This window comes from Paenibacillus sp. FSL M7-0656 (genome assembly GCF_038003225.1).
Taxonomy (GTDB): domain Bacteria; phylum Bacillota; class Bacilli; order Paenibacillales; family Paenibacillaceae; genus Paenibacillus; species Paenibacillus amylolyticus.
In genome coordinates this window covers 5,026,122-5,038,006 of the sequence record NZ_JBBOOT010000001.1, presented here as the reverse complement: position 1 = coordinate 5,038,006, position 11,885 = coordinate 5,026,122, and the positions used below count along the sequence as shown (strand labels likewise).

General features: G+C 47.8%; 8 protein-coding genes. All 8 read right to left on the bottom strand.

What is annotated here, in order from left to right:
* Positions 1-40: 40 nt before the first annotated feature.
* The 8 genes from pcrA to MHI01_RS22095 all read right to left on the bottom strand — a co-directional run bounded on the left by pcrA (position 41) and on the right by MHI01_RS22095 (position 11,865).
* Positions 41-2,395, bottom strand: coding sequence for a DNA helicase PcrA (gene pcrA, locus MHI01_RS22130; protein ID WP_036612363.1), 2,355 nt, complete (start codon positions 2,393-2,395; stop codon positions 41-43).
* Between the two features lie 356 nt (positions 2,396-2,751).
* On the bottom strand, positions 2,752-3,447 hold the full coding sequence (locus MHI01_RS22125) for a heptaprenylglyceryl phosphate synthase (protein ID WP_036612366.1): 696 nt from the start codon (positions 3,445-3,447) through the stop codon (positions 2,752-2,754).
* Between the two features lie 115 nt (positions 3,448-3,562).
* A complete protein-coding gene (locus MHI01_RS22120) occupies positions 3,563-4,438 on the bottom strand; it encodes a phosphatidylinositol-specific phospholipase C/glycerophosphodiester phosphodiesterase family protein (RefSeq protein ID WP_339195764.1) in 876 nt (291 codons plus the stop codon).
* Positions 4,439-4,572: 134 nt separating this feature from the next.
* Positions 4,573-5,454: a dTDP-4-dehydrorhamnose reductase gene (gene rfbD / locus MHI01_RS22115; protein ID WP_340984162.1), complete on the bottom strand. Its 882-nt coding sequence runs from the start codon at positions 5,452-5,454 to the stop codon at positions 4,573-4,575.
* Positions 5,451-6,476, bottom strand: coding sequence for a dTDP-glucose 4,6-dehydratase (rfbB, locus tag MHI01_RS22110; protein ID WP_340984160.1), 1,026 nt, complete (start codon positions 6,474-6,476; stop codon positions 5,451-5,453). The genes rfbD and rfbB overlap by 4 nt, the downstream gene beginning before the upstream one ends.
* A 54-nt stretch (positions 6,477-6,530) precedes the next feature.
* A complete protein-coding gene (gene rfbC / locus MHI01_RS22105; protein WP_036667708.1) occupies positions 6,531-7,079 on the bottom strand; it encodes a dTDP-4-dehydrorhamnose 3,5-epimerase in 549 nt (182 codons plus the stop codon).
* Between the two features lie 181 nt (positions 7,080-7,260).
* Positions 7,261-8,139 carry a UTP--glucose-1-phosphate uridylyltransferase GalU gene (gene galU, locus MHI01_RS22100; RefSeq protein WP_036667709.1) on the bottom strand — a complete coding sequence of 293 codons (879 nt, stop codon included), beginning with the start codon at positions 8,137-8,139 and terminating at the stop codon, positions 7,261-7,263.
* A gap of 75 nt (positions 8,140-8,214) precedes the next feature.
* Positions 8,215-11,865, bottom strand: a complete 3,651-nt coding sequence (locus MHI01_RS22095) for a DEAD/DEAH box helicase (protein WP_340984159.1) — start codon at positions 11,863-11,865, stop codon at positions 8,215-8,217.
* Between the last annotated feature and the right edge of the window lie 20 nt (positions 11,866-11,885).

The following is an 11,885-nucleotide window of genomic DNA, read 5'->3' as shown; positions in this document are numbered from 1 at the left end:
TTCTGTTCTCTCTGTTATCGTACAAAAGGGGGTTTCGTTCTTATTCTACTTTTGTAATTGGGGCAAATCCGGCAAGCAAACGTTTCACACCCACCGGAGCCGGGAAGGCAATCTGCAGTTCGGTATCATTACCTGTCCCTTTGACCGCAACAATGGTGCCTGTCCCCCATTTGCCATGCTGCACTTTATCTCCTGCCTTGAATCCTGCTTCACCATCAGAAGCTACCGGCTTGGAAGCAGATGATGGCGTAGAATATGTTGGGCGGGAGACACTTGTGGTCACACGCGAAGTTGGCGTGGATGAGGTAGCAGATGAACCGCTTTTACTTTGGTGATCAAAGAGCTTGGTGCCGCCACCGAAGTTACTTCCTCCACTAGAGCCTAACCCACGTCCACCATATGAGCCGCCTCCGCTACTTCCACGACGGTAACGATCACGAGCCATGGAGGTGTCTTCCTTCAGCTCATCCGGAATTTCATCCAGGAAGCGGGAAGGCGGGTTCGCTGTTGTACGTCCAAACAACGTCCGCATCTGTGCACAAGACAGGAACAGTTGCTCTTCCGCACGGGTGATCCCTACATAAGCAAGTCGGCGTTCTTCTTCCAATTCTTCATTGTCCATAAAGGCACGGCTATGCGGGAAGACCCCTTCCTCCATACCCACGATAAAGACAACCGGGAACTCCAGACCTTTGGCGCTGTGCATGGTCATCAGGGTAACCGCGTCGCTCTGATCCTCTTCATCATCGTTCATGCTGTCGATGTCAGCAATCAATGCAAGATCGGTGAGGAACGACACGAGCGTTTTGTCTTCATTATTTTTCTCAAATTCCATCGTTACCGACAGGAACTCTTCAATGTTCTCCAGCCGTGCACGGGATTCGAGTGTGTTTTCATTTTGCATCTCAAGACGGTATTGGCTCATCTCAAGAATCTTCTCGGTCAGTTCAGTTACAGACAGATACTCTACCATCTGATGCAACGCAGCGATCATGTCATAGAACTCCACCAGCGCATTCCGCGTACGACCAGCAAAACCAAGATCATCTACGACCTGAAGCACACGGAAAATAGAAATTCCACGCTCTCCTGCCGCAGCCGCGAGCTTCGCTACTGTTGTATCACCAATGCTACGTTTTGGTACATTAATGATCCGTGTAAGACTGATATCATCGTCGGGGTTGGATAACAGGCGCAGATACGCCAGAATGTCCTTGATCTCTTTACGATCATAGAACTTGATGCCGCCGACAATCTGATACGGAATATCAGACTTGATCAGAATTTCCTCTATAACCCGGGACTGAGCGTTGGTACGGTACAAAATGGCATGGTTCTGATAGGATTTGCCGTTCTTCACATTTTTACTAATCTCAGAGGTAACAAAATACCCCTCATCATGCTCGGAATCCGCACGGTACACCTTGATCTTCGAACCACCCTCTTTGTCCGTCCACAGTTTCTTCGGTTTACGCCCTGTATTCAGGCCGATCACTTCATTCGCTGCATTCAGGATATTGGAAGTTGAACGATAGTTCTGCTCCAGCAAAATCGTACTTGCTTCAGGGTAATCTTTCTCAAAGTTCAGGATATTGCTGATATCCGCCCCACGCCAGCGATAGATCGACTGGTCACTATCCCCTACAACGCAGATGTGGTGGTGACTGTCAGCGAGCATGCGGCACAGCATGTACTGTGCACGGTTCGTATCCTGATACTCGTCCACGTGAATGTATTGGAATTTCTTTTGGTAAAAGTCGAGGACTTCCGGCACTTCTTTGAACAGTTGAATGGTCTGCATAATGAGATCGTCGAAATCAAGTGAGTTGTTGGCTCTTAACTTTTTCTGATACATCTTATATACCTTCGCCACAATACCCTCGAAATAGTCTCCCGACTGCTTCTCATATTGCTCCGGACTGATCAGTTCATTCTTGGCCGTGCTCATCATGGATTGAACTGCTTTGGGCTCGAATTTCTTGGTATCGATATTCTGATCTTTCATACAGCTACGAATTACAGATAATTGGTCCGATGAGTCCAAAATACTGAAGTTGGAGGTAAAGCCAATACGTTCAATGTCACGGCGCAAAATACGCACGCACATGGAGTGGAACGTGGATACCCATATGTCGCGGCCCTGAGATCCACCTACGAGTTGGGATACACGGTCTTGCATCTCACGGGCGGCTTTGTTCGTAAATGTGATCGCTAAAATGCCCCACGGGGGCGCTTTCCGTGTTGCAATGAGGTAGGCAATCCGGTGTGTCAGCACCCGCGTCTTGCCGGAGCCGGCTCCGGCCATAATCAGCAGCGGGCCATCCGTCGCCTCGACGGCTTGCCGTTGAGGGGTGTTAAGTCGTGCAACGGCATCATGTATATTTACAGGTTGCATGCATGCATGCTCCTTTCGTTGGTTGGTCTATAAAGCAAAATTAATAGGTTACACTCGCCACTCCGATGACAGAATAATCTTCCGATCGCTGTTATTCCCGGATTTTTCGATCTACTTTTCAAAGGTAAAAATCCGGTAATAAAGGCGAACGCTCCGCTTCTCCAGCTTATTTCTGTCCTCTTCGTTCTCGTGTAAAAATTAGTTTAGCTTATATTTAAAGGTAGTAAAAATACAAGAGAGAACACTTCGTTTCTGTGTAAACCTTACTCTTGTATACGAATTGCTTAATTAGTAAGGGCAAAGTTCTATTTTAACAGATCATAAGGGGAAAATGGGGGAATGGTAAACTAAACCGATTAAATGGTTCCTTTTACAGCCAAAACCGTCTCAAGTGCCTTAGTTAAATCGCTGTACACAATGTTACCTACCACGACAGTATCTGCCACCTGGGCAGCTTGCGCGGCTTTCTCCGAATCATCAATTCCGCCGCCGTAGATAAGGTGTGCCCGATCCAATTGTCTGTGTGTCTCACCAACAAGCTCCATATCTCCGAACGTTCCGCTGTACTCCATGTATACAATTGGAAGATTGAGTAGACGCTCCGCAGCCTGGGCATATGCCACCGCAGCTCCTGTCGTCAGATCCGTATCTGCGCCAGTCAACCGAGCTACCGTGGAGTTTGCATTGAGCACAATATAACCCTCGGCAATAAGTAGATCCCACGGGATGAGATAACCATAACGCTCTATCGCTTGCTGGTGGTGCCCAATCATCCATTTGCTGTCCGTTGCATTCAAGACCATCGGGATCAAATATCCGTCAAACCCGGGAACAACAGCCTCCAGATCGGATACTTCAAGCACACATGGCAACTCATAACGACGCACACGGGACATCAGGTCTACCGTGTTATCATAGGTAATCCCCGAAGATCCGCCAACGATAATTGCATCGGTCCCCGACATACAGACCAGATCGAGTTCTTCGTCCGTAATTTCCCGGTCTGGGTCAAGCTTAAATACATGTCTCCACTGCTTAATCATGTCTATCAACGAACATTCCTCCAGAGGTTCTTCTGCATCCTAGAAAGCTTGTAAACTAAGTCTAAGTCAGCAGGCAGCGAGTGTCAATGTTCGTATAAAAAGGGGAACAGAAAAACATGTATTTTTACGGTTTCCAGGCAAAACGTGTATTCATCTCATCCAACTCCTGCTCCGTCAGCACGTCAGAGTATACCCCGTACACGCCCCATTTCTCATAGTTAGCCACCTGTTCAGTGTCGTTGATGGTGTGCACGTAGGTGACAGAACCTGCACTATTCAGCTTGGCGACGAAATTCTGGTTTACTTTATATTCCGGCATAGTCACGGCATCAATATCATTCTTTTGCACAAAATCAACAACCTGAGCTTCTGTATCCTGTGTGGCATATAACGTATAGATAATGGAAGGGAATGCATAGACTTCTTTCACCGTTTCGAGCATCGGTTCGTTATAAATCTGTACAACCACCCGATCCAGCACAGATGGGTCATGTTCTTTGGCTGCATCCACGAGGGATCTTAACACCTGCTGAATATCCTCATCCTTCTGTTCCTTGGTGTCGGTTACGATATACATATCCGGATACTCGGCCAGTACATCTATAATGCCGTCGGCATCCATGGGTTGGTACATGCCTAAAATAGGCGTATTCATAAATTCATCATGTGTCAGTGCCCCGGCTTGTTTATCCTCCGGAAGCTCTTCGTCTTGTCCTAGCATTTTGCTCATATTAGCGGTCCATTCATGTCTGGCTACGGCTTTGCGATCCGATGTCAACATAAAGTCGATCTCAAATACACGTGTGCCTTTCTCGTAATTGGCAATCATCGCTTCATAGGCGTTGGTATATGGTTGATCACGAATGCTGCCCATCGCATGGGCGATTAATCTATAAGCGGTAAATCCGTCCCGTTGTTCCTCACTCTCGCTTTCATAGGCGAAAAAGAGTGTGCCCACGGTAACGATCAGTAGTATTAACACGGCGGCAATGCGTTTCATATCACATTCACATCCTCAGTACCTTTTTGTTAGCTAACTACCCGAATTGATGAGGTGTAAAACAAAATAGCCGCCCGAGGCGGCTGTTAAATGGTGGGTGTAGTTTGGGAATAAAGCACGGACCCTCCACATGCTCAGTCCTTTTGCTGTACACTCAACTCTTTCAAAAACGCAATCAGCGCCTCACGCCAAGGTCTCAGAGGTTCCAGACCGTTCGTTCGAATTGCCAAATGATCCATGACCGAGTATGCAGGACGGGGGGCTGGACGCGGAAACTGATCGGTTGTGCATGGCGTAAGTTCGGCTGTCGGCTCGAACCCACTCTGCATATTGGCTTCTTCTTTTATTGCCTCTGCAAACTCGTACCATGTGCAAGTTCCTGAATTGGAGGCATGATAGATACCATATTTTTCACTTATGGAAAGGATATGAATGAATCGGGCAAGATCGACCGTATAGGTTGGCGAACCTTGTTGGTCATGAACAACTTGCAGTTGTGGACGTTTTTCCATAAGTTCCAGCATGGTTTTGACAAAATTACTGCCATACACGCCATACACCCATGATGTTCGAATGATAAACCATTGCGTACAAAAACTTTGAACCAGCCGTTCCCCGGCAAGCTTCGACTTGCCGTATACACTCTGCGGATTCGTTACATCGTACTCGCGGTAAGGTGTACTCCCGCTCCCATCAAATGCATAATCGGTACTGATATATACCAGTTTTGCTTTCATTTTCTCGGCGGCAACCGCGATATTTCTAGTACCTGATGCATTGATTGCATATGCTGTATCTTCATCTACCTCGGCCTGATCGACCGCCGTATAAGCAGCGCAGTGAATAATGATATGAGGTCGGAACGTTGTAATCATATCTGTGCACTGCTGTTGATCGGTAATATCCATCTGGTTTTTGTCACAGGCCAATACCTGATGACCCTCTGCTTGAAAGGTCTTCACCACATCATAACCCAGCTGTCCTGCCGCGCCAGTCACCATAACTCTATAGTTCATTTGGACGAATCACCCATCCGCTTACCGTACTGAAGCTGAACATAGTCCTGATATGTGCCTGATTGAATTCTCGTCCACCAATCTTGATGTTTCAGATACCACTCGATCGTCTCCTTGATCCCTGTCTCAAAATTGTGTGCAGGTTGCCATCCGAGCTCTGTACGTATCTTGGTAGGATCTATACCATAACGCCGGTCATGTCCCAATCGATCCTGTACATATTGAATCAAACTCGCTGGTTTACCCAGTTGTTCCAATACGCTCTCCACAATGTAAATATTAGTACGTTCATTATTACCACCAATATTGTATACCTCTCCAGATTGTCCATTATGAATCACCAAATCAATCGCGCTACAGTGATCCTCGACATAAAGCCAGTCACGAATATTGAGGCCGTCACCATATACTGGAATGGCTTCATCATTTAATGCACGGGATATAATCAGCGGAATCAGTTTCTCTGGAAATTGAAAAGGCCCGTAGTTATTAGAGCAACGTGTAATATTTACAGGAAGTCCAAAGGTTTCGTGATAAGCTCTTACGAGTAGATCCCCGCCAGCTTTACTTGCAGAGTACGGACTGTTTGGCATCAGAGGTGTATCTTCAGTAAATAAACCTGTTGCACCCAATGATCCATATACCTCATCCGTCGATACCTGAACAAATTTGGTGACCTGATACTTCTTTGCCGCATCCAGCAGAACCTGAATCCCCATCACATTGGTACGCACAAAGATATCCGGGGACAGAATACTTCGATCCACATGAGACTCGGCAGCGAAATTCACAACCACATCGATGCCTTGGGAAAAAACAGCTTCCATCTGCTGTACATCTGCAATATCTGCCTTGATGAAGGTATATCGGGGATTGGACTCTACCGTATGCAAGTTCTCCAAGTTCCCTGCATACGTTAATGCATCCACATTGATAATTTCATAACTCGGATGTTCACGAAGCATATATAACACAAAGTTGCTGCCGATAAATCCGGCCCCACCCGTAACCAGTAGTTTCATGCTGTCTCTCTCCCTCTGCCTCCAGATAAAGAAGTATCTGAAAAGTCTGATTAATTAGTCGAAATTCAGTTCAGCATCTTTCAGTAAAGGATGCTTCTGATCCTTCTCCGATAATATAGGTTTCGTCACAGGCCAATCAATGGCGAGCGCCGGATCGTTCCACAAAATTCCACGATCATGTTCAGGTGAATAATAGGCATCTACCTTATAAGTTACCCGGGAATTAGGCACCAAGGTACAGAATCCATGAGCAAATCCTTGAGGAACAAGCAGTTGCCGCTGGTTGTACTCACTTAGAATGACACTTTTCCATCGGCCAAAAGTAGGGGATGAGGTGCGGACATCCACAATCACATCATATATAGCCCCAGATATAACCCTCACCAATTTAGTCTGTGCTTTGGGCTGAAGTTGATAATGAAGCCCACGCAGAACACCTGCTTCAGCCGACAAGGATTGATTGTCCTGAATAAAGACGTGCTGTATCCCCTGTTCATGCAGAACCTGCTCATTATAACTCTCCATAAAATATCCACGGTGATCACCATAAACCTTGGGTTCCAATATGGCAGCACCATCCATAAACAGCGGAAGTACCTTCATGACATCCCTCCGTTTTGCTGTTGACATCATTTCTTCATATTGACTATGTATATGTACAGTGTCGGGTATGTGTTTGTTCATTGGCCTGTATAACCCTCATATTTACTCTTCCATAAAATAAATTAAAGCCCAGCCGCGATATCATTCTTCGGCTGGACTTCAAGGGCATGCGGAAAACCATTTATTGATTCTTTACGACCTGTTCCAAATACTTCAAGAGATCTTTCCGTAGATCCGGGCGTTGCAATGCGTAGTGAATCGATGTCTCAATAAAGCCCAACTTTTCACCAACATCATGACGTAACCCATCAAAATGATATGCGAGAATCTGCCGCTGTTCATTCAATCGGGACAAGGCATCCGTAAGCTGAATTTCTCCCCCTACACCAGCAGATTGTTGACCTAGTATCTCAAAGATATCCGGTGTAAGAATATAACGTCCCATAATAGCAAGGTTCGAAGGGGAATCTTCGGTCTTTGGTTTCTCAATTAAGCGGCGGGCCCGAAAGACACGATCATCGGTAGGGGTCAGTAACTCTCCGTCCACTATCCCATAGCGGGATACCTCGCTCCAATCAACAGGTTGTACACCTACAATCGGAGATTGCAGTTCATCGTAGACATCGATCATCTGCTTCAGGCAGGGATGTTCCGCTTCCACAATATCATCCCCTAACAGGACGGCAAAAGGCTCGTTGCCGATAAACTTGCGGGCACACCAAATGGCGTGACCAAGTCCCTTCGGTTCCTTTTGACGGATATAATGAATATCTGCCATCTCGGAGGGTTTGCGTACTTCGTTAAGCAAGTCCCACTTCTGTTTGTCCGCCAGATTCTGCTCCAGCTCAAAAGAATAATCGAAGTGATCTTCAATGGCCCGTTTCCCTTTACCTGTCACAATAATGATATCTTCAATGCCTGAAGCTACGGCTTCTTCAATAATGTACTGAATCGTTGGCTTGTCCACGATGGGCAGCATTTCCTTAGGCATCGCCTTGGTGGCAGGCAGAAACCGGGTACCCAGCCCTGCGGCTGGAATAATCGCTTTGCGAATACGCACACGAACCCACTCCTTTTGCTAGATACATAGTTTATTATAATTAATGATTCCTATTGCTACGATGCTTGGACTCCATTATACCATCAACAATTCGCGGATATCCTGTTCGGATAAGGTCGTCGATCCTCCGTCTCCCGGTTCGATCACTTCGGCAATCAAGTCCTTCTTGCGCTGCTGGAGTTCCAAAATCTTCTCTTCGATCGTACCCTCGGTAACCAAGCGGATGACTTGCACCACTTGTTTCTGTCCCATACGATGGGCACGGCCAATTGCCTGTTCTTCCACGGCGGGATTCCACCATAGATCATATAATATAACGGTATCTGCCCCCGTTAAATTTAGTCCGGTACCGCCAGCTTTCAGGGAGATTAAGAACAGTTCAGCTTCGCCCTCATTAAATCTGTGGCACATCTCGACGCGGCTCTGTGCAGGGGTCTGACCATCGAGGTAGAACAGATTCCTTCCCTGTGCCGCAAGGGTCTGACGAATCAGGTTCAACATGCTCGCAAATTGGGAGAAGATGAGAATTCGTTTCCCTGCAGCCAAACAATCCTCGACCGTTTCAAGCAACTGTTCCATTTTCCCGGAATCGCCTTGATATCCTTCAACAAAGAGGGCCGGATGACAACACAACTGACGTAAGCGCGTGATGCCAGCCAGAATTTTGATACGATTCTTCTGGAATCCGTTATCCTCCATGTCCTTCGATGCTTCATCCTGAAGCTGGGAAAGGTATGCGGCATACAATTTCTTCTGTTCAACCGTAAGCTCTGACCGCTGTACCGTTTCAATTCGATCAGGCAATTCTTCCAACACATCCTTCTTCAAACGGCGCAGAATAAACGGACGTACCATCCGCGAGATCCGTTCCGGAGGAAGGTCGCGGAATCTTCTGTAACTTGGAAATAACCCAGGGAATACCGATTCAAAAATGGACCACAATTCATCCAGCGAGTTCTCCACAGGTGTACCTGTGAGTGCAAAACGGCGCGGAGCTTGAATTTGTTTGACTGCCTGCGCGGTCTGGGAAGAAGCATTTTTGATTGCCTGAGCTTCATCCAAAATGAGCGTATGGAAGGTTCGGCCGAGATAGGTGTCCAAATCCCGTCGCAACAGAGGATACGACGTCACAATCACATCTGCCTCATCCATGCCTGAAAGCATATTGGCTCGTTCTTCTTTCTGACCGGCTGCGATCAAAACTTTCAGATGCGGGGCGAACCGCGCAAACTCATTAGCCCAGTTGTAGGTTAGCGAGGCAGGCGCCACGACAAGTACCGGGGGATGAATGACCCTCGTTCGGATTGTTAGTCCATCCTGCTGCATCGTAGACCATAAGCCATCTGTATTCACTGAAGCCATCTTGTCCAATGGGAGCCCAGTTTCGGGATCGATGTCGGTAGTCGCCAACGTTTCACCACCCCGTAATGATCCGCTCTCCCGGTATTTATCACCGCTCGTATGCTCAATGTTGTACTCAGGCTTCTCCTGAAGTACCGCTGTGATATACGCGATGCTTTGCAACGTTTTGCCAAGTCCCATATCATCCGCAAGAATGCCGCCAAAACGATAATAAGCGAGGGTACGCAGCCACTGGTATCCGCTGTTCTGATAATCCCGCAGGATGGGGGTCAGTGTCTCTGGCAATGCAAAATCCATCCGTTCGGGATCTCGCAGATCATCAAGGAAACGTTTCAGGGAGCCTCCCCACTTCACATGACCGGAAACTTCATCCCTGCCTGGCAATTGTAACGCCCGAACAGCTGGCAGCCGGATATGGCTGCTCTTGATGTCACCTGCTCCCAGCCCAAGTGAATCGGCCATGTGAGCGAAGCTATTTGCACCTTCATTTTCAAGCGAGAGAAAGACACCGCTCTTGAGACGGAAATACGGTTTCTTTTCCACAATACGACGCATGAGTTCCTGAAGCTCCTGCTCGTCCACCCCTTCCATCTCAAATGAAATCTCCAGCCAGTCCAATCCTCTTCCCAAATCTGCCCGTACTTTCGGCGGTGTTGGATAGGATTGCACCATCGCCTTCACGGCGTTTGGCATATAGATATCTACCTGTTTCTCAAGCTCAGGCAACAGATGATACATGACATCATAGATGGCATCTTCCCGTTCGCTCGCCCAAACACTACCATCCCTTTTGAGAAAGGATCGATCAAGCCGTTCAATCAGATTCCGCTCTTTGTATCGATCACGCACCAAAATAACCTTTTTCTCTTCTTCATCTATTAAATACTCGGCAAGCGGATTAATAACCATGACCTCATAGTCGAATTCCAGACGCGCTGTAATACGTTCACGATAGAAGTCAATGTACAGCTTCGGTGAAAGTTCCGGTTCCGCGATCTGTTCACGCACCTGCGAATCAATGGACAGATGTCCAAGCGTACGCAGTTCTGGCACGACATGCTGTACGAATTCATCCACCTGCTGAGTCGAAATATCGATGCTTTCCTTGATTCCATACGACGTGAGCGCCCCACTCAAGTCCTCCAGACTTCGCATCTGCATCGGCTCCAACATATGCAACTGTCCTTCCACCACAGCGGCATCATAAGCAGGGAGAAGAATCAGCTCACGCAGTCCCGAAATTTCAAGCTGATATCCTTCATTCGCTCCCTGGGCGATCCGGTAAAATAAAGGAAGTACCCCCTCACCCAGTGTGAGTGGTCCATTGGCAAATCCCGTGCCCTCCATCCGGCTGTCAGCCTGTAGCAACAATTCCAGCAATGGCTTCCATACGAGAGGAGCAATCAATATATCCCGTCCGTCCGAAGCTCCCAGATAACCGGAGATGGATTGGCGATAGGCCTCCTCACTCTGTCTCATTCGAATAAGCATCGAGAGAATGGCCTGATCCTGCGGAGTGAAAACATGCATCAATGGATCATAGTGGAACAGTTTGGTAAATGACATTGGCTCGCCCTTCTCGATACAGTTCAGGAATTGCTTCACTTTCTGCACCACATACAGACGTTTGTTACCCACTTTCAATTCAAGAGCAAGTTTCCCACCACCCTTGTGAACCTGTGTCAGCTTACATATAAACTGAACCTGCAATTCTTCCCGCAGGGAGGAACGGCTGACAGGGGCAGTGTATTTACGATCATTTCCATGCAGCGGTCTCCGATCCTTGGCAAACATGGACAGAATCTGATCCGCCGTACGGTATGAAGGTTTATCTGCCGAGCGGCCCCACCCCGAAGCTGAGCTTGGACGACCTGCTTGGGCAAAGTGAACGGGCGGACGCTCTGGGGCATCATTCAGTTGCTCTCGTTGTGAAGGGGACTGCGGTCGCTCCCACATGCTCTCTTCGACCAACGTCCCAACCCTGGACTTGGAACCTGAACTGGAACTGGTATTGGCTCCTTGGCCTGGAGCAGGTTGAGGAGGCTTCCCCGAAGCAATCGTGGCATTACGCTCCTGCTGCTCACCCCATTCGTGAATAGCCAACAGGACAGCAGCGACATGTTTGCAATAGTCATAATGCCTGCCATCACCCGGACAACTGCAGCCTGCTACAACCTCACCCGTTCCATCTATATCCACGGTCACCTGATAACGTTCCGATCCACGTACCTGAGCTTCATAATGAAGCTGATCCTCACCGACCACCAGATTGGTCACCCTGCCAGATTGGTTATAATCTTCTCCGCGCTTGAATGCCGTGACCCCGCACAGCAATTTGATATCCATAATTGTGAATGGCGCCACGCTTCTTCGCCTCCTGTATC

Coding starts and splice junctions, on each gene's coding strand:
- pcrA (WP_036612363.1), bottom strand. CDS start 2,395: ATGCAACCTGTAAATATACATGATGCCGTTGCACGACTTAACACCCCT.
- MHI01_RS22120 (WP_339195764.1), bottom strand. CDS start 4,438: ATGAAACGCATTGCCGCCGTGTTAATACTACTGATCGTTACCGTGGGC.
- rfbD (WP_340984162.1), bottom strand. CDS start 5,454: ATGAACTATAGAGTTATGGTGACTGGCGCGGCAGGACAGCTGGGTTAT.
- rfbB (WP_340984160.1), bottom strand. CDS start 6,476: ATGAAACTACTGGTTACGGGTGGGGCCGGATTTATCGGCAGCAACTTT.
- rfbC (WP_036667708.1), bottom strand. CDS start 7,079: ATGAAGGTACTTCCGCTGTTTATGGATGGTGCTGCCATATTGGAACCC.